Origin of the sequence: Nonomuraea turcica (genome assembly GCF_030718205.1) — a bacterium.
In the GTDB taxonomy this organism is placed as follows: Bacteria; Actinomycetota; Actinomycetes; order Streptosporangiales; family Streptosporangiaceae; genus Nonomuraea.
The window spans coordinates 64,090-88,266 of the sequence record NZ_JAUZQF010000027.1 but is presented as its reverse complement, the minus strand read 5'-3'; the positions used below and the strand labels follow the sequence as shown (position 1 = coordinate 88,266).

Genomic DNA, 24,177 nt, shown 5'->3' with positions numbered 1-24,177 from the left:
TCTACGTGATCAGCATTCCGCCGTCCACCGGCAGCGTCACCCCTGTGATGTACGAGGACGCGTCGCTCGCCAGGAAGACGGCCGCGGCCACCAGCTCGGTCGGGTCGCCGGGCCGGCCCATGACCACCCGCGACTCCAGCATCCGCTCCAGATAGCCGGGTTGGTACTGCTCGGTCATCTCCGAGGCGAAGAAGCCCGGCTCCAGGCAGTTGACCCTGATCCCGCGCCGCCCGGTCCACTGCTGGGCCAGGTCGCGGGTGAGGCCGATCACTGCCGCCTTGGACGCGCTGTAGGCGGCCTGGGGCAGTCCGGCCGTGGTCTCGCCGAGCACACTGCCGATGTTCACGATCGACGAACCCGAGGGCATGACCCGAGCGCATGCCTGTGCCATCCAGTACGTCCCGTACAGGTTGACGTCGATGACCTGTCGGAACTCCTCGGGCGTCTCGCGCACCGCGGGCACGGCTGTGGCGATCCCGGCGTTGTTGATCAGCACGTTGACGCCGCCCAGCGTCTCGACGGCGGCGGCGACCAGTGCCGTGCAGTCCTCGTGACGTGCGACGTCCGTCGGCACGGCGAGGCACCGGCGGCCGGTCTCCTCAACCAGCCGCCGCGTCTCCTCCAGCCGGTCCGCGCGCCGGGCGCCGATCACGATGTCGGCGCCCACCTCGGCCAGCCCGCGGGCGAAGGCCACGCCCAAGCCCGACGAAGCCCCGGTGACGATCGCCACCTTCCCGTCCAGCCGGAACAGCTCCAGCACGTCAACCCCCGCCCTCCCGGTCGAGACCGAAACGATCCCGCACGCGCGTTTCGTTAGGACGAGAGTGCCACACTGCGTGCCTTCCTTCGGGGACGGCCTCGACGCGCACGTGCTGCCGAGACCGGAATGCTCCGCCCTCCGCATGCTGTCCAGACCGAAACGCCCCGGCCCCGACATGCTGTCGAGACCGGGGCGCCCAGCACCTCGGAGGCCCTTAGAGGCCGTATTCCTTGACGATCCGCTCGTGCCGCTCGACCTCGACGTCGATCTCCCGCGCCAGGTCCAGCCAGGCCAGCGGATGCACCCACCGCTCGGTCGCGTCGTCGAGCAGCGCGTCGACCTCGGAGGGCGAGACGTCCGGCGGCACCGCGACCCAGCCGAACACGCCCGGCAGCGGCTCCCCGCTCGTCGGGTGGTTGACCTTGTAGTTTTCGTCGCTGTAAACCCACATCGGCCAGCCGCGCTCGGCCATGACCTCGGTGAACTCCGCCCAGTCCTCCTCGCTCGGCGCCGCGCCGTCGAAGAAGTAGCTGGTGTAGCCGCCGGGCCGCAGGATGCGCACGGCGGCGAAGGGTGGCACGAAGTTCTGCTGCTCCTGCGGGTCCTCCGGCACGGGCTCCAGCAGCTGCGGGTCGAAGACCACCAGGTCGCCGGCGTTGTAGTCCATGCCGCGCGGCTGGGGCAGCGCCAGCCGCGCGGTGGCGGGGCCGGTGCGGATCGACAGCACCTGGCGCTGTCCACCGTCGGGGGCGGGGAGGATGACCCGGATGAGGCCCATTTCCTCCTCGATCGGCCCTTCCTTGGACTTGATCGGCATGCCGATCTTGGCCGCGCCCCTGCGTACGGTGTCCCAGTCCTCCGCCGAGGTGGCCATGACGATCATGCGCCAGACGTCCTCGTCGCTGAGCTCGTCGATCACCTCGAGCAGCGACTGGGCGGCCTTGGCGTTCTGGTCGAGCTGCTGGGCGGCGCCGGACAGCAGGCGGCGGGCCTCGATGTCGGCCCCGGCCGCTACGGCGTGCTCGGCGGCGTCGAGCGCCTCCTCCCACCGCTCCCGCGCGCTGTGCAGGCGGGCGAGCGCCACCTGCTGGGCGGCGTGCGGCAACATCGCGGCCATCTGCTCCAGCCGCTCGTCCTGGCGGGCCTCGATGAGCAGCGTGGTCAGGAAGGCCACGTCGTCTTCCTCAGCCTCGGCGATCTTGCCCGAGTCGACGAGCAGGCTCCAGTAGATGTCGGCGCCCGTGGCGGGGTAGCCGAGGAAGCCGACTGTCGTGGTGTGGCGGCGGGTGGCCTCGAGGTCCTCGCCGGACAGCGGCGCCAGCCAGCCGACCCACTTCTCCGGGTCGGCGTTGAAGCCGTCGGCCGCGTCGAACAGGCCCACCCGGTCATCGAGCGGCCCAGGGGCCTCGGGCTCGGCGGCGGCGTCGGCGGCGGCCCGCAGTGCGGCGATGCGCTCGGCCAGGCCCTCGGTGTCGCGCAGCTCGGCGGTGCCGGACTCGGCCAGGTCGGCCAGCAGCCTGGCCTGCCACACGCCCTGCCGGGCGACGGCCAGGTCGCCCGCGATCAGCGCGAGCTCGACGCGGGCGCGGTAGCCGCCCATCATGCCGAAGTAGTCGATCCACTGGCGCAGCACGCGGCCGAGCTGCCAGGTGTTGGTGATCTGCGAGGAACCGGCCAGCAGGCCGACGGCCCGCGACCACTCCACGAACACGCGTGGGTGCTCGCCGACCACGTCGAGATCGGGCAGCGCGTCCACGGCCTCGGCGGTGCGGCCCAGCTTGGCCAGGATCAGCGCCCGGCGCACGCCGTCGCGGTGCTCCTTGGCGACCGGGTCGTCAGGCTGGAACCCGGCGGCCGCCTGCAGCGCGTTGAGCGCGTCCTCCGGCCGGCCGGCCGCCAGCAGCGCGCGGGCGCTCTCGGCGCCGAGCTCCCAGCTGGCCTCGCGCCCGGCCACGCGCAGCCGCTCGACGGCGGACTCGGCGTAGGTCACGGCCTCGCCCGGCTTGCCGGCGTCGATCAGAGCGGCGACGTAGTGGGTCACGAGCCCGGTGAAGGCGGGCTTCTCCGGGCTCATGCCCTCGATGTAGGCCCCCAGCGTCTCCAGACGCTCGCTTGCGTAACCGGGGCCGTCGGTGTTGGCCCACGTGATGGCCAGAGCCTCGACCGCCGCCGGGGCGGACGGGCACTCGCGCACGTCTTCGCGCTGGGCGAACGCCACCAACTGCTGCGCGTCGTCGATGGCGACCGCGCCCTGCGCCCGGTCGCCGATGCGGCCGACCAGGTGCCAGTAGCGGGCGTAGAACTCGAGCCAGGGCAGCTCCAGGGCTTCTGCCTGCTGCGCGATGGCCGGGGCCATGACGTCGAGCTGGGGATATCGGCCCTCGTAGGCCTGTGCAGGGAGGTCTCCCAGCGCCATGGCGAGGCCAACGTTGCCCGCCTCGGAAAGCTGCTGCTGGGTGTCGCCGACCCAGGCCCAGATGTCCACGTCCATGGGCAGTCAGTCTGCCAGGTCAACGAGCGTGCCCAAAACGCAAGAGCTCGATCAGCTCGTCCGTTTCTCCGTCGTCGAGGGCCGAAAACATGGATGCCATGAGATCGTCGGTACGCTCCTCGACCTCCGCGCGGCGCGCCACCACCTCGGGCGCAGGGGTGGCGTACGGCTCGGGCCAAGTGAAGAACTTCGCGATCATCTTGCCCGCGGCGAGCCCGAAAGGGGTCGCGTCGTGGTCGGCGGCGAGCGTGGCTTCCAGCGGGTGCAGCCCGGCCGCGATCACGGCGTTGGCGTGCAGGCCGCCGCGCAGCTCGCGTACGCAGTGCATGAGCTGGACGGCCCGCGCGGGCGGGTCGTCGGCCAGCGGCACCTTCCGCCAGCCCGCGAACAGCGGGGCGCCGGTGGAGGGAGCCCGCTGGACGACGCGTTCGAGCAGCTCGGCGATTCTGGCGCAGCCGTCGTAGTCGCCGAGCTTGCGCCTGCCCCAGGCCCGGCACGCCTCGGCGTACAGCTCGACGGCCTGGTCGACGGGAAGCTTGCGGCCGCCGTTCCAGCTCTCCTCGACGTGTGCGGGCGGAAAGAAGACGACGACCGAATTGACCACGTCGGCGTCGCACTCGCCGAGCACGCCGCAGCGGCCCCTGAAATAGAGCTCGCGTGCGCCGAGGCCGAGCTCGTCGCAGATCGCCTTGGCCTCTCTGGAGATCATGAATCCGCCGCCGAACTGGCCGATGGGCGCTTTCACCTGCGCGGCGGTGGTGCGTGGGTCTGCCATGTCCACCCCTCGGTCCGTGAAGTAGACCCAGGATCCCTCAGGAGAACATCATTCTGCAAGCATCAGGTCCCCGCTCGCCACGAGCACGGCGGGACCGGAAAGGTAGCTCGTGTCCTCATCGAGGATCACGGTCAGCGTGCCGCCGAGCACCTCGACGGTCCAGGTGCCGGTGGTGTCGCCTGACAGGCTCGCGGCGGCGACCGCCGTGGCCACCGCGCCGGTGCCGCAGGCACGCGTCTCGCCGCAGCCGCGCTCGTAGACGCGCATGACCGCGCGGCTGGTGCCGACCGGGTTGAACAGCTCGATGTTGACCCCGGCGGGGAAGACGCCGGTGTCGAAGCCGGGCTGGTGGGTGAGGTCCAGCTGGACGACCGGGTCGCCGATGGGACAGGCCAGGTGCGGGTTGCCCATGTCGACGTGGATGCCGGTGTATTCGTGGCCGCCGACGCTCGCCACGCTCTGGCCGCGCACGACGGGCTTGCCCATGTCGACTGTGATGTCGCCGTTGGGCTCGACGCGGATCATGCGAACGCCGCCCCGCGTGGCCACCGCGAACTCCTGCGGATCGGCCAGCCCGGCGTCGATCAGGTAGCGGGCGAACACGCGCACGCCGTTTCCGCACATCTCGGGCGTGCTGCCGTCGGCGTTGCGGTAGTCCATGAACCACTCGGCCGCGGCCGCCTGCTCGGCCACCTCGTGGCACTGCTTCGTGCGCACCACCCGCAGCACGCCGTCGGCTCCGATGCCGGCCCTTCTGTCGCAGATCTTGGCGACGAGCTCGGTCGACATGTCGACCGCGCCGTCGGGATCGGGGAGGATGACGAAGTCGTTCTCGGTGCCGTGGCCCTTCAGAAACCGCATTGTAGGAGTTTATGCGCAGGGATGGCCGGCGACTCGCGCGAGGGACCGCTCGAGGAGGTCCGGGGCGTCGTACGGCAGCCAGCACACCCGCGGATCGCGACGGAACCACGACTCCTGGCGGCGGGCGAAGCGCCTGGTGGCCCTGATCGTCTCCGCGATCGCCTGCTCCTCGCTCCATTCGCCCTCGAGGAAGCGGATGACCTGGGCGTATCCGAGGGCGCGGCTCGCCGTGCGGCCCTCCGCCAGCCCCTGACCGAGCAGCGTCCGCACCTCCTCGACCAGGCCCGCCTGCCACATCCGCTCGACCCTGAGCGCGATCCGCTCGTCCAGCTCCGGCCGGGGCACGTCGAGGCCGATTTGGAGGCTCGGGTAGACGGCGTCGTAGGACGGCATCGTGGCCGAGAACGGGCGGCCCGAATGCTCGATCACCTCCAGCGCGCGCACGATGCGGCGGCCGTTGCTGGGCAGGATGGCCGCCGCGGCCGCCGGGTCCCGCTCGCGCAGCCGCTCGTACAGCGGGGCCGGGCCCCGCTCGGCCAGCTCGTCCTCCAGCCGCGCCCTGATGTCCGGGTCGGTGCCGGGGAACTCCAGGTCGTCGAGCGCCGCCCGCACATACAGGCCGCTGCCGCCCACCAGCACGGGCACCTCGACGGCGTCGATGACCTTCCTGGCCAGCCGCTGGTACTCGGCCACGCTGGCGGTGACCGTGACGTCCCAGATGTCCAGCAGGTGGTGGGGGACGCCGCGCATCTCGGCCGGGCTCAGCTTGGCGGTGCCGATGTCCATCCCGCGGTAGAGCTGCATGGAGTCGGCGTTGACACACTGGCCCCCGAGGCGGAGCGCGATCTCCACGGCAAGGTCGGACTTTCCGGCCGCGGTGGGGCCGACGACGGCGATGACTGGCTGCTGGCGCACGTGCACAAGTTTGCTAGAGGTCGAGCAGTGTCGGCTGCAGATAACCCTCGTGGGTCAGCAGCCAGCGCTTGGTCTCCACACCTTCGCCGCCGCTGAAACCGCCCAGACCGTTGCCCGCGATCACCCGGTGGCAGGGGACGACGATCGGGATCGGGTTGGAGCCCATGATCGAGCCGATCCCGCGGGCCGGCACCGTCGAGCCGCTGAGCCGGGCCAGCTCGCCGTAGGTGACGGCGGTGCCGTACGGGACCTTGTGCAGGGCCTGGAGCACCTGGAGGCGCGCGCCGGACATGAGCCGCCAGTCCACGGGCGTCTCGAACTCCTTCAGCTCTCCGGCGAAATAAGCGTTCAGCTCCGCGACCACGGAGGCCGTACGATCCGAATCATGGACTTCCGCGAGCCCGAGCCGGTCGGCCAGCCCCGCCCGGGAGCCCCAGCCCGACGCGACGAGACCGGCCTCGGTGACGGCCAGCACGAATGTGCCCACCGGCGTCGGCACGTCAGCGAAGGCAACGCCGTCCTTCATTGGGGCCATGATGTCCTCACGTGAGCTCGTGGTGCTGGGCACCTCCAGCGCTGTCCCTACCCGACACCGTAACCACAATGGCTACCTTCTGCGCTGGGACGGTCAGGGCTTCCTGTTCGACCCGGGAGAGGGCACACAGCGGCAAATGGTGCACGCCGGGCTGAGCGCGCACGACGTGCACTGGGTGTGCGTGACGCACTTCCACGGTGACCACTGCCTGGGCGTTCCGGGGGTCATCCAGCGCATCGCCCGCGACAAGGTCAGGCATCCGGTGCGGGCGGTGTTCCCGGCCTCCGGGGAGACCTACTGGAGGCGGTTGCGCCACGCCGCCGCCTTCGCCGACACGCCGGTCATCAGCGAGCATCCGGTCTCCGGCCACCTGGCCGGCGTCGGGCCGATCATCGCGCGCCGCCTGTCCCATCCCATCGAGTCGTACGGCTACCGCGTGCAGGAGCCGTCAGGCCGCCGCATGTTGCCCGACAAGCTGGCCGCCCACGGCATCCGCGGCCCGGAGGTCGGCGAGCTGCAGCGCACCGGCTCCGTACGCGGCGTCACTCTCGAGGAATGCAGCGTGCCCAAACCGGGGCAGAGCGTGGCGTTCGTCATGGACACCCGGCTCTGCGACATGGTCTTCGAGCTGGCCTCCGGCGTGGACCTGCTGGTCATCGAGTCCACGTTCCTGTCGTCGGAGAGCGCGCTGGCCAAGGAATACGGGCACCTGACGGCCTTCGAGGCGGGGCTGGTGGCGGCGGACGCGGGGGTGCGCAGGCTGGTGCTCACGCACTTTTCGGAGCGGTATGGGTTCGCCGACGAGCCGGCCTTCGTGGCCGAGGTACGGCGTCACTACGACGGGGAGGTCGTGCTCGCCCGCGACCTGATGACGGTCCCGGTGCCGCGCCGTCAGGTCCACAGCCCGGCGATGTAACCGACGCCGTAGGGGGCCGCCCGCGTGAGCAGGCGGCCGTGCAGCCTCGCCGTCTCCGCGGCTCCGGCCAGCACTTGCAGGGCTGCCCTGCCGCTCACCCAAAGGCGGTCCGCTTCCTCGGGGTCCAGTGCGGCGAGTGCTTCGGGGGCGGCGGTGGCGACGGCGTCCGCGATCAGGTCGTCGTACGGCTGGGCGGCGTCGTCGTACCTGCCGGGGGCCTTGGAGGTGAGGCAGGCCGAGCCGTCGGCCATGACCAGCAGCGCCACCCGCTCCCCGGCCGCCGCCAGCTTGGCGCCCAGGGACAGGCACTCCTCGGTCGTGGCGTCGAAGGCCACGGAGTGGAAGGCGTCGGGGGCGCGGTCACGCAGGAGGCAGCGGCCGACGGTCAGGGACAGCGGCAGGACGGGCTCGCCGGGGCCGGCCGTGACGTCCAGGCCCCAGGGGCGCAGGGTGCCCGTCGCGTGGCCGCCGTACGAGGCGGCGTGGCCGTCCCCGCCGACGACGATGAGCGTGTCGGGGCGGGTCGCGAGCAGGCCGGCGATCGCGGTGTCGCAGGCGGAGCGGAGATCGGGCAGCTGGGTCACGATCAGCGGAGTGGGCGGGCAGACGGCCGCGGCGGCAAGCACGAGCGCAAGCGTACGGTGCCGCCGCCCGCCACTTCGTCAGTAGGGGCTCTGTCCGTCCCGCACCTTCGCGAACAGGCTCTGGGCGTAGGCGTGGGCCGCCTTGTGCAGCCCGCCCCCGAAGCTGATCCTGGCCACCCCCAGCTCGGCCAGCCGCCCGAGCGACGGCGTGCCCGGCCTGAACAGGATGTTGACCGGCCCGTCGACCTCGGCCACCAGTGCCCGGATCCCGTCCTCGTCGGCCAGCGTGATCGGGTAGACGCAGTCGGCGCCAGCTTCGCGGTAGAGCCGCGCGCGCTCGACGGCCTCCTGCGTGGAGGTCCTGCCGTGGAGGTACGTGTCGATCCGCGCATTGATCACCAGATCCTGCCCGGCGGCCGCCCGCACCTCGGCCAGAAACTCCGCCTGGACGCCCGCGTCGAACAGCTCGCCGGTGCGGGGATCGGTGTCCTCCAGATTGCAGCCCACAGCGCCGGCCGCAGCGAGCCGTTCCACCAGTTCGGCGGGCTTGAGCCCGTAGCCGCGTTCCACATCGGCCGTCACCGGCACGTCCACGGCCCTGGTGATGCGGGAGATGGCGGCCATCATCTCGCCGACCGGCGTGCCCTCGCCGTCCGCGTACCCGAGCACCTTCGCGACGGCGGCGCTGCCGGTGGCGACCGCCGGGAAACCGGCCTCCTGTACGGCACATGCGGAGGCGGCGTCCCAGATGTTGGGCAGGACCAGGGGGCTCCCGGGCACGTGCAGCGCGCGCAGCACGCCCACCTTCTCAGTCGTCATACGACGACCCTACGGAGCAAGGTGGCTTCCGCCGTAGGTCCAATACGGTCCATTAACGGCAAGCCACTTCACCTGGGGGCGGCTCTCAGCAGCAGCCCTGGGGTACTGGCTCGTTCGGTTGGCTCAGCAGCCGCTCGTGGCGCACTGGCCGATGACTTCGCCCGCCGGGCCGTCCGCCGGGGTGTCGGCCTCCGGCGCCTGCGGCGCCTTGGTGGGGGAGGACGGCGAGGGCCGCTGGCCGGTGCCGGTCTGGGTCGTGCCGCGTGAGGGGTCGGAGCCCGTCGAGCCGGTGTCGCCGCCGGTGTCGGCAGCGGGGTCGCCGCCGGTGCCCGTATCGGTGTCGGCGTCGCCCATGCTGCCGTCGTCCGGCAGGCCGTCCTTGGGAGCGTCGGTGGCGACATCCCCCATGGTGGCGTCGTCGTCCTGGAAGTTCGGGTCGGCGCTCTGGGAGGCGGCGGGCCCGCCGGTGCCCTGCTGCGTGGCGGGAGTGGTGGGGTTGGCGGCCAGCATGTAGCCGACGCCGCCCGCCGCGAGCACGGCGACGAGCGCCGAAACGGCGATGGCGATGGTCTTCTTCTTGTTCTTCGGGGGTTCGGCGCCGCGGCCGTCGCTTCTCTGGGCCAGGCGGACATCCCCTGGTCCGGACAGGATCTCGGGACGATCCGGCTCGCTCGGATCTTGCATTGCGGTGACAACTCCTGCAGTCGTATCGGGGGAAAACTCGTCTGCTTCGAGGGTGATGGACCACACTAGCCGCAACAGACGAATGCTCGCACACCAATCACAAAGGAATCACGACTTGTCCCCGCTTAGATCCATTTCCGCAGGTAGCCGTGGGCACCTGCGATCGGTGGCAGGCGCGGCCGGGGTCCTGGTCACCGCCGTCCTGGGAATATTCCTGGCATTTACCGGTTCCTCGGAACGGTCCTCACAAAGAACTCCGGAAATGGATGAGGAAACGCAGCTTTCCGTAAGATCCAATTCACCCTCCGCTACTTCCGCCATCTCTCATACGAGATGGATCGCATCCCCGATGCTGGTCCATGGAACGTTCCAGAACACGGTCCCCGTCCCGGCTCCGTGGCTGCAGGCCGTGCCCCCGCCAGGAGCGGTGGTCCCGTCGTCCGCCCCGGTGCCGTCGTCCGCCCCGGCACCGCCGATCACGCCGGCGGCCCGGCCGCAGCGGTCGGCCGCTCCCCGGACGCCCGTCCCCAAGCGCCCCAAGACGACGCCTCGAGTCGGCTCACCGACCCCACAGGCGCCTCCTCCGGAGCGGCCGGAGCCAGAGCCGGAACGGCCACGGGTTTTCGGGGGAGGCGTCGCGGACCCCTGCGCCACGTTCCATGACTTCCGCCGAGAGCCCTGCTACAGCTTCCTGAATCGGCTCGCCGGATGACGGGCCGGCCACCGATGACGGTGGCCGGCCGGCTGTCGCCGGCACTTCACACGGTGCTCTCCCGGACCGCTTGACGGGACTCAGGCCTCGGCGCCGAGCGCCGCCTTCGTCAGTTCGGCCTGCCGCCGTATCTGCCCCATGACGACCGGGTTGACCCCTTTGGCCTGGAACGTGGCGACCATCTGGTCCACGACCGCGTTGGCCCGCCCCAGATCACCCTGCCTGGCCTGGGCCCTGGCGAGGCGGCGCATCACCAGGTTCAGGGTGATGTTGTCGATGGTGGCCTCCTGCACGACCCGCGTGAGGTGCTCGATGCCCTGCTTGGGATCCGGTGGGCGCACGCGCAGCCGCTTGTCCGCCGTCAGCGCCTTGAACTCGCTCTCCGCGTTCAGGCCCTTCACCATCCGCGCGTACGTGGCCAGCCGGTGGTCGCCGTACCTGTCGATCACCTCGTCCAGCGCCAGGTTGCCCGAGCGCAGCGCCGGCGAGTCGGAGCCGAGCAGTGAGAACAGCTTGCCCTGCTCCTCGCCCAGCATCAGCTCCGCCACCTGGTGGTCGTCGCGGGCGACCGGGAAACGTACCCTGACCAGGCAGGCGGGGGAGACGATGCGGGAGCCGTCGGCGGCGATGTACTGGGCGCGGACCTGGTATTCGCCGGGCTGCTGGAAGTAGTGCCCGTCGCGGCCGTGCCCGATGTACGCGCTGCGGTACAGGGCCGGGTTGCCCTCGTCCAGCCGGATGTCCGGCGAGGTGTCCACGCAGTGGCGGATCATCGGCCGGTACAACACGGTCCTGCCGCCCGGCTGCGTGATCGACACCTGCGTGAACTCCGAGTCCGGGTGCAGGTGGCCGTGGGTGACGCGGGGCTCGCCGGCGCAGGCGAGCTTGAGCTCGACCACGACGGGCTCGCCCAGCTCGAACGACTCCTTGGCGCGCAACTCCAGCCGCAACCCGGAATGGTCCTCGACCGGCTGCTCGAACGGTTCGATCTCGGCCGCCCCGGTGCCGAACGCGTTGGCGCCCATGGCGACGTCGCGGAAGAAGCCGTGGCGCAGGTGCACCAGCTCCGGGTCGGTGAACTGGAAGGGGAAGGCCGCCCAATAGCCCTGTTCACCACCGGGCCTGAAGTTCTGTACGTAGTTCATCCACGACAGATCACCGAAGCCGCCGTCCGGGCCGAGGGGCTGGGGTGGGGTGGCGAGGTTCTTCTGCCAGGAGTGGAGCAGGTTGAAGGCGTGCCCTAACTCATGCACATACGTCCGTAGCTGCGCGCGTTGCGCCTGCGGGGAGTCGCCCTTGATCGCGTCGTAGAAGACCGCCGCCCCCTGCCGCTGATGGGCGTCGTTGTAGTCGAACATGATGCCCCGGTAGCCGCCCACATGCTTGCTGGCCACCAGCAGCCACACCCGCCACGCCGGCGCGTCCGCGAACGTGCTGAACTGCTGCGTCATCGCATGGTGCAACTCGGCGTCGTTCCACGCCAGATCCGCCCCCGACCCGTCCACCGGGATCACCCCGGGCTCCGCCGTCGTCAGCTCGATGCCCGCCTCGGCGTACGCGGCGGTCACACTCAACTCCCTCGCGGGCGACCCGCTCGGACCCGGCAGCGACCCGGTGCGGTACGACACGAACGGCACCGTGCCCGTCACCGAGTCCTGCTCGAGCAGCACCCGCCGGAAGAACGGCGAGGAGAACGACAGCTGATAGGTGCGCCCCGCCACCGCCGCCGTCCCCGACCCGTCGATGATCGTCACGCTCACGTCCTCGTCCGGCGTGTCGAAGGTGAACACCCCGCGCCCGTCGATCCGGGCCTCGGCACCCTCGGCCCGCACGGCGGGGGCGTTGACCACGAACGACCCGACATACGAGATCGTCGCGCCCGCCACGGCGAACAGGTCGCCGCTCACCCGCCCGGTCGGCCTGGTCCCGTCGACGTCGACGCGGAGCGCCAGCCGCGAGTCGCCGTCCTGCCCCTCGTACAACCCGCTGATCATGGCAGCTCCTGGGGGAATCGTCAGGGATTACATCGTCCCCCGCCAGGAGAGCCTGTCAACGAGATCCACGAACTTGAAGCGCCCCCAGCAGCTCCTCCGACGCCCGGGTGATCGTCTCGACGGCCCGGTCGAACGCCTCGGCGTTGTGCGCCGCCGGCGCGCGGAAGCCGGAGATCTTCCTGACGTACTGCAGCGCGGCCGCGCGCACGTCCTCCTCGGTCACGCTCTCGGTGAACGGGGGACGGAGGGTCTTGATGCTCCTACACATGCCTCAACGGTAACCGGCCCTAAGACGGAGGGCTGAGCTCGTTGCCGAAGTCGAGGGCGATCTTGCGCAAGCCCTCGGCCAGCTCGTCGCGGTCCCGCGCGTCGATGCGTTCGGCGGGCCCCGACACCGACATCGCGGCCACCACCCGGTTGCCGTCCCACACGGGCACGGCCAGGCAGTGCACGCCCAGCTCCTCCTCGCCCAGGTCCATGGCGTAGCCGCGGGCCCTGACGACGTCGAGCTCGGTGAGCATGCCGCCGACGTCGGTGATCGTGTTGGGGGTGCGGCGCGGCATGCCGGTCCGCTCGAACACGGCGACCGCTTCGCCGTTGGGCCGCCCCGCCAGCAGCACCTTGCCCACGGCGGTGCTGTGCGGCAGCACCCGCCGGCCGACCTCGGCGAACATGCGCAGCCTCCGCGGTGAGGGAACCTGCGCCACGTAGACGACGAAGTCCCCTTCGAGCACGGCCAGGTTCGCGGTCTCGCCGGACAGCTCGACCATCTTCGTCAGGTACGGCTGCGCCCACACGCCCACCATGCTCTCCGCGATGCCGCCGAGCCGCACCAGGCCGCCGCCCAGGGCGTACCTTCTGTCAGATTCCTGGCGCACGTAGCCACGCGCGAGCAGGGTCTGCAGCAGCCGGTGAATGGTGCCGTACGGCAGCCCGGTCCTGGCCGCGATCTCCGACAGTCCGGCCTCGCCGCCATGCGCGGCCAGCGCCTCCAGCACATCGAGCGCCCGCTCGACCGACTGGACACTCACAGGCTCACCCCGCGCAGCGAGGCGTCCAGCACCTCGGCGGTGTGCGCCACCCTGATCTCCGCGCCGGCCCGCCGCATGGCGGCGGCGATCTGCATGGTGCACCCGGGGTTGGCGGAGACCAGCAGCTCGGCCCTGGTCGAGCCGACCGCCTTGGCCTTCCTGTCGCCCAGGTCGCGGGCGGCCTGCGGCTGGAAGATGTTGTACGTGCCCGCCGAGCCGCAGCAGATGGCCGACTCGGGGATCTCGCGCAGCTCCAGTCCGGGAATGCCGCTCAGCAGCTCGCGCGGCTGGGCGCGCACGCCCTGGGCGTGGGCCAGGTGGCAGGCGTCGTGGTAGGCGACGGTGAGCGGCAGCGGATGCCGCCTGGCCACGGGTCCCAGCTCCGTCAGGAACTCCGACAGGTCACGCACCTTGAAGCCGGGCTCGCGGCCGAGCAGCACGGCGTACTCCTTCATGGTGGAGCCGCAGCCGGCCGCGTTCACCACGACGGTGTCCACCCCGGCCTGCTCGAAGGTCCTGACGGTGCGCCGGGCCAGTCGCCTGGCCTGGTCCTCGCGCCCGGAGTGCACGCTGAGCGCCCCGCAGCAGCCCTGACCCCGCGGGATGACCACGTCGCAGCCCTCCAGCGCGAGCACCCGCGCCGTGGCCGCGTTCACCTGGGGGAAGAACTCGCCCTGCACGCACCCGGTGAGCATGCCGACCACAGCACGGCGCTCCCCGCGAGCCCGGACCACGCGCGGCAGCCGCTGCCGCCGCTCCACGCGCGGCGCCAGCGCGGCCATGGCCCCGAGGCTGGGGTTGACGCGCGTGAGCAAGGGCGCCATCCGCTCGGCCAGCCACATCCCCGGCCGCAGCAGCCGCAGCCTGCGCGGGTAAGGGAACAGGGAGAACACGATGCCGCGCACGGCCCGCTCCTGCGGGTCGCGTTCGTGCCGTCGCTCGACCTCCGCCCTGGTCAGCTCGATCAACCGGTCGTACTTGACCCCGGACGGGCAGGCGGTCACGCACGCCATGCATCCCAGGCAAGCGTCGAAATGCCCCGCCATTTCCGGCGTGATCGGGGTGCCCTCGACATGCTGCTGCATCAGGTGGATCCGCCCGCGCGGCGAGTCCATCTCCTCGCCCCAGAGCAGGTACGTCGGACACGTCGGCAGGCAGAACCCGCAGTGCACACAATCGTTGATCAGTTTCGGGTCCATCTAGATCCCTCCCACAAAGCGGCCGGGAGACATCCTGCGCCCGGGATCGAACTGCTCCTTGACCCGCCGCATCAGGGGCAACCCGCTGACCTGCCCCCACCGGTCGACGCTCGGGTAAGGAGCGGCGAGCACGCTCACCCGCCCGCCGGCCGCCTCGACCCGCTTGCGCAACACGGACACCGCCGCGGCCAGCTCCGGCTCCGCGATCGCCCCCCACGACTCCAGCACCACCCGCCCGGACAGCACAGAGCCTCGCAGCGACAGCCCGGTGCCGGCCACCACGTCCAGCACGGCCTGCGTGCCCGTGGCCGGGAATCGTACCTCGACCAGCACCTCGTCGTTCTGGATCAGTCCCCACCACGACGGCGGCTCGCCGGTCACCGTGCCCTTGCCAATCAGCGCGCGCAGCACCTCGGCTCGGGAGCCTGCGGCCGCGCCCTCGACCAGCACGGCCAAGGTCAGCGGCCCGCCGGGATCCGGCCAGTCCACCTCGGCGGCGCTCGGCTCGGCCTGCGAGGCGGCCAGCGCGGCGGCCATCGGCGGCAGCTCGTCGCGATCGAGCTCCGCCGTGATCCAGCGGCGGTCGGCGGGCAGCGGGTGCAGGCGGAACGTGGCCTCCGCGATGACGCCGAGCGTCCCGTACGAGCCGGTGAAGAGCTTGCCGAGGTCGTAGCCCGCGACGTTCTTGACCACTTTGCCGCCCGAGCGCGCGATCGTCCCGTCGGGCAGCACGACCGTGATGCCGATGAGCAGGTCGCGGGCGGTGCCATAGCGGAACGCGCGCGGCCCCGCGGGCGCGGTGGCCAGCGTGCCGCCGACCGTCGAGTCCTCGGCGAACGGCACGTCCAGCGCGAGCTCCTGTCCCTTGCCCGCGAGCGCGGCGGCCAGGGCGTCCATCGTCACCCCGGCCTGCGCCCGCACCACGAGGTCGCCGGCCGCGTGCTCCAGGATCTCGTTCATGCAACACAGGTCGAGCAGGACGTCGCACCGCTCCGGCGGCGGGCCCCAGTGCAGCTTCGTGCCGCCGCCGGCGGGGACCACCGCGAGGTCCCGTTCGGCGCAGGCGCGCAGCACGGCCGCGATCTCCTCGACCGTCTCCGGCAACGCCACCCAGCGCGGCTTGACCCCGCTGACGACGTCGTCCGCGCCCGCTTCCCTGACCGTCACCCCAGCATCAGACAGCAGCATCAGAACTGCTCCGCCTTCCCGGACTCCACCAGCGGATGCGCGCCCTTCCGAACGCCCGGCGCCTCACCGCACAGCCGCGGCGTGGGGAACACCTTGCCCGGATTGGACAGCCCTCGGGGGTCGAACGCGCACCGGACCAGCTGCATCGTGTCGAGGTCGGTCTCGCTGAACATCCTCGGCATGTAACGGCTCTTGTCCACGCCCACGCCGTGCTCGCCGGTGATCGAGCCGCCGTGCTCGATGCACAGGTCCAGGATCGCGCCGGAGACCACCTCGGCCCGCTCGCCCGCGCCCGGCTCGGCGTCGTCGAACAGCACCAGCGGGTGCAGGTTGCCGTCGCCGGCGTGGAAGACGTTGGCCACCCTGATCCCGTGCTCGGCCGACAGCCGGTCGATGGCGGCCAGCACGCTCGGCAGGGAGGTGCGCGGCACCACGCCGTCCTGCACGATGTACGCCGGGCTGATGCGGCCGACGGCGGCGAACGCGGACTTGCGTCCCTTCCAGATCGCCGCCCGCTCGGCGGGATCGGCCGCCACCCGCAGCTCGAACGCCCCCGAGCAGATCTCGGTGAGTTGCGCGAACTGCCGCTCGACCTCCGCCTCGGGCCCGTCCAGCTCGACGATCAGCACCGCCCCGGCGCCCTCCGGGTAGCGGCAGGCCACCGCCGCCTCGGCCGCCTCGATGGCGAGAGCGTCCATCATCTCGATCGCGGCCGGCACGATGCCCGCCCCGATGATCGCCGACACCGCCTGGCCGCCCTGCTCGATGCTCTCGAACGCGGCCAGCACCGTGGTCACGGCCTGCGGCGCGCGGCTGAGACGTACCGTGATCTTGGTGGCGATGCCCAGCGTGCCCTCCGAGCCGATGAACGCGCCCAGCAGGTCGTAGCCGGGGTCCATGCGGTCGAGCGTGACCAGGTCGCCGTCGGGGGTGACGATCTCGCAGGCCTCGACGTGGTTGACGGTGAAGCCGTACTTGAGGCAGTGGGCGCCGCCGGAGTTCTCCGCCACGTTGCCGCCGATCGAGCAGACCTGCTGGCTGGAGGGGTCGGGGGCGTAGTAATAACCCCGGTCGCGCACGGCTTCGGTGATGGCCAGGTTGGTCACGCCCGGCTCCACGACCGCCCGGCGATCGTCCAGGTCGATCTCCAGGATCGCCCGCATCTTGGAGGTGACGATGAGCACGCCGTCCTCGCGCGGTAGCGCGCCGCCCGACAGGCCCGTGCCCGAGCCCCTGGCCACGAACGGCACGCCGAAGTCGTTGCACAGGCGTACCACGCGGGCGACCTGTTCGGCCGTGTCCGGCAACACGACCACGCCCGGGGTCGCCCGGTGGTAGGTCAGGCCGTCGCACTCGTAGGTGCGCAGGCGTACCGGATCGGTGATCACCGAGTCGGGGGGCAGTAGCGAACGCAGGGCCGCCACCAGGGTGTCCAGCACTCGATCACCTCCGTGTCCGATTATTCACGGCATGCGGGCATAAGCGGGAAGAGTCAGGAACTCGGCAAAGTCGTCGTCCAGCGCCACTTCCTTGAACAACGCGGTGGCCTGGTCGAACAATTTCTCGTCGTAGCCCGGCTCCCCGGCGATCTTGGCGAGCTCCTCGGAGATGATCTGCTCGACCAGCTCCTTGGTCACCTGCGCGCCCGTGTCCGCGAGCGTGATGTCGTTGTGGATCCACTGCCAAATCTGCGAGCGCGAGATCTCGGCCGTGGCGGCGTCCTCCATGAGGTTGTGGATCGCCACCGCGCCCAGCCCGCCCATCCATGCGGCCAGGTAACGCAGCGCCACGTCCACGTTGCTACGCAGCCCCGTCTCGGTGATCTCCCCAGGCGTCTCCGAGACCGCCAGCAGGTCGGCCGCCGTCACGCTGACGTCCTCACGCAGCCGGTCGAGCTGGTTGGGCCGCGAGCCCAGCACTCCGTCGAACACCTCGCGGCAGATCGGCACCAGGTCCGGGTGGGCCACCCACGACCCGTCGAACCCGTCGCCCGACTCGCGCGTCTTGTCCGCCCGCACCTTCTCCAGCGCCACGGCGTTGACCTCGGGGTCCCTGCGCGAGGGGATGAACGCCGCCATCCCGCCGATGGCGTGCGCGCCGCGCTTGTGGCAGGTGCGCACCAGCAGCTCCGTGTAGGCGCGCATGAACGGGGCCGTCATCGTGACCGCGTTCCGCTCGGGCAGCAGGAACTCCCTGCCCCTGGTGCGGAACTTCTTGATCACGCTGAACAGGTAGTCCCAGCGGCCCGCGTTGAGCCCGGCCGAATGGTCGCGCAACTCGTAGAGGATCTCCTCCATCTCGAACGCGGCCGGGTAGGTCTCGATGAGCACGGTGGCCCTGATGGTGCCGTAGGGGATGCCGAGCAGCTCCTGCGCCCTGGTGAAGACGTCGTTCCAGAGCCGTGCCTCCAGGTACGACTCGATCTTGGGCAGGTAGAAGTAGGGGCCCTTGCCCTTGTCGATCTGCCGCTGGGCGCAGTGGAAGAGGTAGAGCCCGAAGTCGAACAGCGACCCCGACACCGGTTGCCCGTCCACCTGGGCGTGCTTCTCGTCCAGGTGCCAGCCGCGCGGCCGCACCACGACGGTGGCCAGCTCGTCGTCGGGCCTCAGCGCGTATGCCTTCCCGCCGGTCTCGAAGTCGATCGTGCGGTCAAGTGCGTCACGCAGATTGAGATGGCCGGCCACGCAGTTTTCCCAGAGCGGGGAGTTGGCGTCCTCGAAGTCGGCCAGCCACACCTTGGCGCCGGAGTTGAGCGCGTTGATGGTCATCTTCTTGTCGACGGGCCCGGTGATCTCGACCCGGCGGTCCTCCAGGCCGGGAGCCGGCGCCGCGACCTGCCATTCGGCCTCCCTGACCTCCTTGGTCTCGGGGAGGAAGTCGAGCAGGCCGCCGTTTGAGAGCTCCGTCTGCCGCGTCTGCCGTGCCTCCAGCAGCTCCAGCCGTCTGGCGCCGAACTCCCGCTGGAGAGCCGCCACGAAACCGAGCGCCTCCGGCGTGAGGATCTCGTCGAACCGGTCGAGGATCGGGCCGGTGATCTCCATGGGACCTCTTTCCGCTCTGTGGAAAATCACTTCTGGATTGTGGAAGTGAAGCTACTCCCCTCCTGCTTCCCGGGTCAAAGGTGGGGTATTCCTCGGGGGTTACTCGGGGGAGTTCCTGATGGGATCGAGGGCCTCACCGCGAAAGGATTCAACGCATGAAGACGATTGCGATCGCGGGCGGGCTGCTGGCCTCGGCGGTGCTGCTGACAGGGTGCGGGCTCGGCGACCTCGCCGGCCCCACGAACCAGGACACGACGTCCTACGAGGTGACGGACAAGGTCACCAAGCTTCAGCTCGAAAGCCACGCCGGCGACACCGTCGTCACCGAGACCGACGGCACGGCCATCCGGGTCGTCGAGAAGCTCCGCTGGCGCGGCGACGACAAGCCCAAGCCGGAGCACAAGGTCGAGGGTGGCGCGTTGTTCGTGACGTACGACTGCGCGTCGAACTGGGGCAGTTGCAGCGTCGACTACGAGATCGAGGTCCCGAAGGGACTGGCGGTCGACCTCGACAGCGGCTCGGGCAACATCACGCTCAGGGCCCTGACCGGGGACATCGACGTGCACGTCGGCTCCGGCGACGTGGACGCCTCGGACCTGGCCGGCAAGAGGGTGGTCGCCGAGGCGGGGTCGGGGAACGTCGAGCTCAAGTACACGACGGTGCCCACCAGCGCACAGCTGAAGGCCGGGTCGGGAGACATCGTCCTCAACGTCCCCGACGGGGCTTACGACGTGAAGACCGAGACGGGATCCGGCGACGCGACCGTCTCGGTCAAGGACGACGGCTCGTCCCCCAACAAGATCTCCTTGAGCGCGGGCTCGGGCAACGTCAGCGTGCTGCCCGGATAACTCAGATGCTTACCCCGGGGATGTCTGCCACCATCGTGGGAAGACACCGAGGTGTCCAGACGTTCCCTCATAGAGATGACACGAATGCACGAAAACATCACGCTCGAATCCGGCGATTTCGACCTCGAGGAGCGCCAGGCGCTCCGCCGTGTGGCAGGTCTGTCCACTGAACTCCAGGACATTTCCGAAGTCGAATACCGGCAGCTACGACTCGAGCGGGTCGTCCTCGTCGGCGTCTGGACCTCGGGCTCCGCCGAGGACGCGGAAAACTCCCTGCTCGAACTCAAGCTCCTGGCCGAGACGGCCGGGTCGCAGGTGCTCGACGGGCTCATCCAGCGCCGTCAGAAGCCCGACCCCGCCACATACATCGGCTCCGGCAAGGCGCTGGAGCTGCGCGACGTGGTCGAGTCCCACGGCGCCGACACCGTGATCTGCGACGGCGAGCTGACCCCCGGTCAGCTCCGTCAGCTCGAGGACACGGTCAAGGTCAAGGTGATCGACCGTACGGCGCTGATCCTCGACATCTTCGCCCAGCACGCCAAGAGCCGCGAGGGCAAGGCGCAGGTCGAGCTCGCGCAACTGCAATACCTGCTGCCCCGCCTGCGCGGCTGGGGTGGCAACCTGTCCAGGCAGGTCGGTGGCCGGGCCGCGGGCGGCGTCGGCATCGGCGGCCGCGGCCCCGGTGAGACCAAGATCGAGCTGGACCGCCGCCGCATCCGCGAGCGGATGGCCAAGCTGCGCCGCCAGATCGGCGGCATGTCCACCGCCCGCGACACCATGCGTTACCAGCGCCAGCGGCGCGAGGTCCCGGCCGTGGCCATCGCCGGCTACACCAACGCCGGCAAGTCCTCGTTGCTCAACCGGATCACCGGTGCGGGCGTGCTGGTGGAGGACGCGCTGTTCGCCACCCTCGACCCGACGGTGCGCCGGGCGCGCACGCCCGAGGGCAGGCTGTTCACGATCGCCGACACCGTCGGCTTCGTGCGCCACCTGCCGCACCAGCTGGTCGAGGCGTTCCGCTCCACGCTGGAGGAGGTTGCCGACGCCGACCTGATCCTGCACGTGGTCGACGGCTCGCACCCCGACCCCGAGGGGCAGCTGGCGGCGGTGCGCGAGGTGCTCGCCGACATCGACGGCGCACAGGACATCCGCGAGATCGTCGTGATCAACAAGGCCGACGCGGCCGATCCCGACGTGATCGACCGGGTGCTGCGGCGTGAGCGGGACAGCATCGTCGTGTCGGCGCGGACGGGCAAGGGCATCCCCGAGCTCATCGCGCTCATCGAGCGCGAGCTTCCCAGGCTGGACCTCGAGGTGCACCTGCTGGTGCCGTACGAGCGGGGCGACCTGATCTCACGGGCTCACAAGGAGGGCGAGGTGCTCTCCGTGGACCACGTGGAGGACGGCACGATCCTGCACGCTCGCGTGCTGCCCAGCCTGTTCCAGGAGCTGGAGCGGGTGGGCAAGCCGGTCGAACGCGTCTTTTGACGATTCCGCTGGGCGACTCCGCCGTGCTGCGGTACGGTGGGGCCGCTCGGCACGGATGATGACGTCGGCGGCCATCGGCGGCTCATCACGGCATGGTTGGGCAGCACTGGCCGCAAAGCGTGCAGAGTTGCCTAAAAGCGACAGTGGTCCCCGAACCCCGGCTATTGCTAGGATTGGCCAGACCTGACGTAGGTCTTCTAGCTTTTTGGGTGTGGGTTCTGGGTTTCAGATGATGACTCATGGTGTCGAAGTCGTCAGCGGGGGCCAGGAGTACGAGGCGGGGCTGGGTGGCGGTTGGGATCTGTGGTCTTTCTTCCGAATAACCCTGTACACCAGCCCAACATGTGAAATAACGTAACTGAACCGAAATCGCCGGATCATGACTCTGGCGATACGGTCACCGCACAACTCGAGCGGATGAGAGCAGGAGACCCCCCATGTCGTCCGGACCCGGAGCGGACTCAGTGGGCGCGGCACAGGCCGTGCGCTGGGCACTTTGCCCGCGCTGGGGCTCACGCAGGGCGGTGATGCGGTGACCGTTCGGCTCCTCACCAACATCGGCCGCCTCTGGACCGGCAACGAGGTCCTCAGCAACGCGGCCATTCTCGTTCACAACGACCGCATCGCCTGGGTCGGGCGAGCCCCCGACCTGCCGCAGAGCGTGCCCGGAGTCGTCGATGACATCGTCGACGTCGACCACGTCGAAAACCTCGGCGGCGCGCTGGTCACGCCGGGCCTCATCGACGCCCACACGCACCCCGTCTACGCCGGCAACCGCTACGCCGAGCTCGCCATCCGCACCGGCGGCTCCAGCGCCGCCTCGATCACCGCGGCGGGCGGCGGCGTGGGCTCCACCGTCACCGTGACCCGCGGCACCGACCCGTGGACCCTGTGCAACGGCGTACGCGAGCGGCTGCGCGGCTGGCTGCTCAGCGGCACCACCACCGTCGAGGCCAAGACCGGCTACCACCTCACGCGCGACGGCGAGCTGGCCGACGTGCGGCTCCTGCGCGAGCTGGAGAAGGAGCCGATGATGCCGCGCGTGCACGTCACCTTCCTGGCGGCGCACACCGTCCCGCCCGAATACTTCGGCCGCCAGCGCGAATACGTCGAGGCCGTGGGCGCCTGGTGCGCCGACGCGGCCGCGGCGGGCGCCGACAGCGTCGACGTCTACTGCGACGAGGGCCACTTCACCACCGAGGAATCCCGCTGGGTCCTCGCCTCCGGCCGCAACGTCGGCCTGCTGCCGCGCATCCACGCCGGCCTCTACAGCCGCCGCGGCGCGGTCCAGCTGGCCGCCGAACTCGGCTGCGCCTCCGCCGACGGCCTGCACCACATGTCGGACGAGGACATCGCCATCATGTCCCGCTACGGCGTGCCCGCGGTCGTCTGCCCGGCCACGGCACTCCAGCGCGGCCACCTGCCGCCGGTCCGCCAGATGATCAAGCACGGCGTGCAGATCGCGCTCGGCAGCGACCACAACCCCGGCTACTGCGGCATCACGTCGATGTCGCTGGTGATCGCCATGGCGGTGTCGGCGTTCGGGATGAGCGTCAACGACGCGCTCCGCGCGGCCACCCTCGGCGGCGCCACTGTCCTGGGCGCTCCCGACCGTGGCGTCCTGGCGCCGGGGCGGCTGGCGGACATCGTGCAGTGGGACGCCGACCACGAGGGCGCTTTCGCCTGGTCCTTCGGCCTCAAGCCGCGCCGCGTGTGGCGGGGCGGCACGCCGGTCCAGTAACCGCTTCAGGGCGACGGGCCGACTGGCTAATCTCGGCATATGTCGCCCACCGTCGCCGTTGTCACGGATTCATCTGCTTACCTGCCTGCAGTGCCGGGTATCGCCGTCGTGCCGTTGCAGGTGATCGTGAAGGGCACGCCGTACGACGAGGGCTCCTATGGCGGCGGGATGCCGGATGGAGCGGACTCGGGCGGCGCGAGGGGCGGCGGGTCGGTGGATCGTGCGGTGGGCGGCGGGATGCCGGATCGTGCGGACCTCGCCTCCGCGGCCACCTCCCGTCCCTCACCGGCCCGCTTCGCCGCCTGCTATGCGTCCCTGGCCGGAGCCGGCGCGACAGGGGTGGTCTCCATCCACCTGTCCAGCGACATGTCGGGAACCGTCGACTCGGCCAGGTTAGCCGCCCGTGACGCACCCGTACCGGTGGAAGTGATCGACAGCCGTTCGATCGCGATGGGCCTCGGCTACCCGGTGCTGGCCGCGGCGCGCGCCGCCGCGGAAGGCGGTTCACTGGAGTCGGTGACCTCGGTGGCCCGCCGCTGCGCCGAGACCACCCAGACCTTCTTCTACGTCGACACGCTCGACTACCTGCGCCGCAGCGGCCGCATCGGCACCGCCGCCTCGGTGCTCGGCTCCGCTCTCATGATCAAGCCGCTCCTCCACATCGTGAACGGCCGGATCTCGCTGCTGGAGAAGGTTCGCACGCCGACGCGCGCGATCGCCCGCCTGGAGGATCTGGCGGTGCGGGCGGCCGGTGAGGGTCCGGTGGAGGTGGCGGTCCAGCATCTGGCGGCGAGATCCCGTGCGGAAGCACTCGCGGAACGTCTGCCGAAACGAGTGCCCGGACTGGTGGACCTGCGGGTGGTGGAGGTCGGCCCGGTGATCGGCGCCCACGTCGGCCCAGGCATGCTGGGGTTGACCGTCACCCCATGCCACGTGTAGCCACCTGGGGCCGTGGCGGCCTCAAGCGCACCTCTGCGGCCTCTGTGTCCACAGCCCTATCACTCATGCGTCTCCTATCCCCAGAACGTCGCTCGGGCCCTCACAGCGGCCGCTAGGGTCCTACGTTCTCTTGCGTGCGAACGCCTGATCCGACCGCGGAGCGCGCCATAGCCGCATCCCGGCTACGGTCGATCATGACCCCTGCCCGCCGTCCCCGCCGACTCCTGCCTCGGCGCACTGGCGGTCACGCCCTGCGCGTCGAGACAAGGGAGAGCGGCGACGGCACTCCCTCCACGTTTCAGGCTCGCAGGTCCGGGATCGAGGATCCCCCGACCGCACGTCGGGAGACGACCGACCACCTGCCAGCCGTCGGAGACAACGACACCACGCCGTTCGGCTGGGGCGAGACTTCCGCACTGGGCCACGACGAGGACCCCGCCACGTCCCACCCTTCCGGCCGCAACGGCGACACGGCTCTCATACCGTCCGACCGCAACGACCGCCTGGCCTCGGCCCTGGGATGGCATGGCGGTGATCAGGCCGCACTGCCGCCTCGGGCGGAGAGCGGGTCGGCCTCGGCGTTGGGATGGCATGGCGATGATCAGGTCCCACTGCCGCCTCGGGCGGAGAGCGGGTCGGCCTCGGCGTTGGGATGG

Annotated in this window: 21 protein-coding genes; 5 read left to right on the top strand and 16 right to left on the bottom strand. The window is 70.6% G+C overall.

Features of this window, described 5'->3' with window-relative positions; genetic code table 11:
• Nucleotide 1 precedes the first annotated feature (1 nt).
• The 6 genes from Q9G87_RS48165 to Q9G87_RS48140 form a co-directional block, all read right to left on the bottom strand.
• Nucleotides 2-760: an SDR family NAD(P)-dependent oxidoreductase gene (locus Q9G87_RS48165; protein ID WP_305923386.1), complete on the bottom strand. Its 759-nt coding sequence runs from the start codon at nt 758-760 to the stop codon at nt 2-4.
• Nucleotides 761-974: 214 nt separating this feature from the next.
• Nucleotides 975-3,251 (bottom strand): tetratricopeptide repeat protein, encoded by a 2,277-nt coding sequence (locus Q9G87_RS48160; RefSeq protein WP_305923385.1) that lies wholly within the window; start codon nt 3,249-3,251, stop codon nt 975-977.
• Between the two features lie 19 nt (nt 3,252-3,270).
• Complete coding sequence (locus Q9G87_RS48155) at nt 3,271-4,026, bottom strand: SCO6745 family protein (RefSeq protein WP_305923384.1); 756 nt, start codon at nt 4,024-4,026, stop codon at nt 3,271-3,273.
• Between the two features lie 48 nt (nt 4,027-4,074).
• A complete protein-coding gene (gene dapF / locus Q9G87_RS48150) occupies nt 4,075-4,887 on the bottom strand; it encodes a diaminopimelate epimerase (protein ID WP_305923383.1) in 813 nt (270 codons plus the stop codon).
• A 9-nt stretch (nt 4,888-4,896) separates the two neighbouring features.
• A complete protein-coding gene (miaA, locus tag Q9G87_RS48145) occupies nt 4,897-5,802 on the bottom strand; it encodes a tRNA (adenosine(37)-N6)-dimethylallyltransferase MiaA (protein ID WP_305923382.1) in 906 nt (301 codons plus the stop codon).
• 13 nt (nt 5,803-5,815) lie between these two features.
• Nucleotides 5,816-6,328 carry a methylated-DNA--[protein]-cysteine S-methyltransferase gene (locus Q9G87_RS48140; RefSeq protein WP_305923381.1) on the bottom strand — a complete coding sequence of 171 codons (513 nt, stop codon included), beginning with the start codon at nt 6,326-6,328 and terminating at the stop codon, nt 5,816-5,818.
• Nucleotides 6,329-6,338: 10 nt separating this feature from the next.
• Here Q9G87_RS48140 and Q9G87_RS48135 point away from each other — a divergent pair, with 10 nt between their 5' ends.
• Nucleotides 6,339-7,253, top strand: coding sequence for a ribonuclease Z (locus Q9G87_RS48135; protein ID WP_305923448.1), 915 nt, complete (start codon nt 6,339-6,341; stop codon nt 7,251-7,253).
• Here the strand turns inward: Q9G87_RS48135 and Q9G87_RS48130 are convergent.
• The 10 genes from Q9G87_RS48130 to aceB form a co-directional block, all read right to left on the bottom strand.
• Nucleotides 7,229-7,879 (bottom strand): class III extradiol ring-cleavage dioxygenase family protein, encoded by a 651-nt coding sequence (locus Q9G87_RS48130; protein WP_305923380.1) that lies wholly within the window; start codon nt 7,877-7,879, stop codon nt 7,229-7,231. The two genes, Q9G87_RS48135 and Q9G87_RS48130, sit on opposite strands and share 25 nt — an antisense overlap.
• A gap of 36 nt (nt 7,880-7,915) precedes the next feature.
• Nucleotides 7,916-8,656, bottom strand: coding sequence for an isocitrate lyase/PEP mutase family protein (locus Q9G87_RS48125; protein ID WP_305923379.1), 741 nt, complete (start codon nt 8,654-8,656; stop codon nt 7,916-7,918).
• A gap of 123 nt (nt 8,657-8,779) precedes the next feature.
• Nucleotides 8,780-9,340 (bottom strand): flagellar basal body-associated FliL family protein, encoded by a 561-nt coding sequence (locus tag Q9G87_RS48120; protein ID WP_305923378.1) that lies wholly within the window; start codon nt 9,338-9,340, stop codon nt 8,780-8,782.
• A gap of 792 nt (nt 9,341-10,132) precedes the next feature.
• Nucleotides 10,133-12,046, bottom strand: a complete 1,914-nt coding sequence (locus tag Q9G87_RS48115; RefSeq protein ID WP_305923377.1) for a hypothetical protein — start codon at nt 12,044-12,046, stop codon at nt 10,133-10,135.
• Between the two features lie 55 nt (nt 12,047-12,101).
• On the bottom strand, nt 12,102-12,314 hold the full coding sequence (locus Q9G87_RS48110; protein ID WP_192791071.1) for a DUF2277 domain-containing protein: 213 nt from the start codon (nt 12,312-12,314) through the stop codon (nt 12,102-12,104).
• A 19-nt stretch (nt 12,315-12,333) separates the two neighbouring features.
• Nucleotides 12,334-13,077 (bottom strand): IclR family transcriptional regulator, encoded by a 744-nt coding sequence (locus Q9G87_RS48105; RefSeq protein WP_305923376.1) that lies wholly within the window; start codon nt 13,075-13,077, stop codon nt 12,334-12,336.
• Complete coding sequence (locus tag Q9G87_RS48100) at nt 13,074-14,276, bottom strand: (Fe-S)-binding protein (protein WP_305923375.1); 1,203 nt, start codon at nt 14,274-14,276, stop codon at nt 13,074-13,076. Before Q9G87_RS48100 ends, Q9G87_RS48105 begins: the two co-directional genes overlap by 4 nt.
• Nucleotides 14,277-15,464, bottom strand: a complete 1,188-nt coding sequence (locus tag Q9G87_RS48095) for an FAD-binding oxidoreductase (protein ID WP_305923374.1) — start codon at nt 15,462-15,464, stop codon at nt 14,277-14,279. It lies immediately after the preceding gene.
• Nucleotides 15,464-16,900 (bottom strand): FAD-linked oxidase C-terminal domain-containing protein, encoded by a 1,437-nt coding sequence (locus Q9G87_RS48090; RefSeq protein ID WP_305923447.1) that lies wholly within the window; start codon nt 16,898-16,900, stop codon nt 15,464-15,466. The genes Q9G87_RS48095 and Q9G87_RS48090 overlap by 1 nt, the downstream gene beginning before the upstream one ends.
• Before the next feature lie 27 nt (nt 16,901-16,927).
• Nucleotides 16,928-18,505, bottom strand: coding sequence for a malate synthase A (aceB, locus tag Q9G87_RS48085; RefSeq protein WP_305923373.1), 1,578 nt, complete (start codon nt 18,503-18,505; stop codon nt 16,928-16,930).
• A 155-nt stretch (nt 18,506-18,660) separates the two neighbouring features.
• Between aceB and Q9G87_RS48080 the strand changes: the two genes are divergently transcribed.
• The 4 genes from Q9G87_RS48080 to Q9G87_RS48065 all read left to right on the top strand — a co-directional run bounded on the left by Q9G87_RS48080 (nt 18,661) and on the right by Q9G87_RS48065 (nt 23,521).
• On the top strand, nt 18,661-19,353 hold the full coding sequence (locus Q9G87_RS48080) for a DUF4097 family beta strand repeat-containing protein (RefSeq protein ID WP_305923372.1): 693 nt from the start codon (nt 18,661-18,663) through the stop codon (nt 19,351-19,353).
• Nucleotides 19,354-19,437: 84 nt separating this feature from the next.
• Nucleotides 19,438-20,841 (top strand): GTPase HflX, encoded by a 1,404-nt coding sequence (hflX, locus tag Q9G87_RS48075; RefSeq protein WP_305923371.1) that lies wholly within the window; start codon nt 19,438-19,440, stop codon nt 20,839-20,841.
• A gap of 532 nt (nt 20,842-21,373) precedes the next feature.
• Nucleotides 21,374-22,582, top strand: coding sequence for an imidazolonepropionase (gene hutI / locus Q9G87_RS48070; protein ID WP_305923370.1), 1,209 nt, complete (start codon nt 21,374-21,376; stop codon nt 22,580-22,582).
• 90 nt (nt 22,583-22,672) lie between these two features.
• Nucleotides 22,673-23,521 (top strand): DegV family protein, encoded by an 849-nt coding sequence (locus Q9G87_RS48065; protein ID WP_305923369.1) that lies wholly within the window; start codon nt 22,673-22,675, stop codon nt 23,519-23,521.
• Nucleotides 23,522-24,177 lie beyond the last annotated feature (656 nt).

What these genes read in the sequence shown, in the direction of transcription:
- Q9G87_RS48125 (WP_305923379.1), bottom strand. Translation starts at nt 8,656, where the DNA reads ATGACGACTGAGAAGGTGGGCGTGCTGCGCGCGCTGCACGTGCCCGGG.
- Q9G87_RS48080 (WP_305923372.1), top strand. Translation starts at nt 18,661, where the DNA reads ATGAAGACGATTGCGATCGCGGGCGGGCTGCTGGCCTCGGCGGTGCTG.
- Q9G87_RS48135 (WP_305923448.1), top strand. Translation starts at nt 6,339, where the DNA reads ATGTCCTCACGTGAGCTCGTGGTGCTGGGCACCTCCAGCGCTGTCCCT.
- Q9G87_RS48100 (WP_305923375.1), bottom strand. Translation starts at nt 14,276, where the DNA reads ATGGACCCGAAACTGATCAACGATTGTGTGCACTGCGGGTTCTGCCTG.
- Q9G87_RS48120 (WP_305923378.1), bottom strand. Translation starts at nt 9,340, where the DNA reads ATGCAAGATCCGAGCGAGCCGGATCGTCCCGAGATCCTGTCCGGACCA.
- Q9G87_RS48110 (WP_192791071.1), bottom strand. Translation starts at nt 12,314, where the DNA reads ATGTGTAGGAGCATCAAGACCCTCCGTCCCCCGTTCACCGAGAGCGTG.
- Q9G87_RS48115 (WP_305923377.1), bottom strand. Translation starts at nt 12,046, where the DNA reads ATGATCAGCGGGTTGTACGAGGGGCAGGACGGCGACTCGCGGCTGGCG.
- hflX (WP_305923371.1), top strand. Translation starts at nt 19,438, where the DNA reads ATGCACGAAAACATCACGCTCGAATCCGGCGATTTCGACCTCGAGGAG.
- Q9G87_RS48140 (WP_305923381.1), bottom strand. Translation starts at nt 6,328, where the DNA reads ATGAAGGACGGCGTTGCCTTCGCTGACGTGCCGACGCCGGTGGGCACA.
- Q9G87_RS48095 (WP_305923374.1), bottom strand. Translation starts at nt 15,464, where the DNA reads ATGCTGCTGTCTGATGCTGGGGTGACGGTCAGGGAAGCGGGCGCGGAC.
- dapF (WP_305923383.1), bottom strand. Translation starts at nt 4,887, where the DNA reads ATGCGGTTTCTGAAGGGCCACGGCACCGAGAACGACTTCGTCATCCTC.
- aceB (WP_305923373.1), bottom strand. Translation starts at nt 18,505, where the DNA reads ATGGAGATCACCGGCCCGATCCTCGACCGGTTCGACGAGATCCTCACG.
- Q9G87_RS48160 (WP_305923385.1), bottom strand. Translation starts at nt 3,251, where the DNA reads ATGGACGTGGACATCTGGGCCTGGGTCGGCGACACCCAGCAGCAGCTT.
- Q9G87_RS48155 (WP_305923384.1), bottom strand. Translation starts at nt 4,026, where the DNA reads ATGGCAGACCCACGCACCACCGCCGCGCAGGTGAAAGCGCCCATCGGC.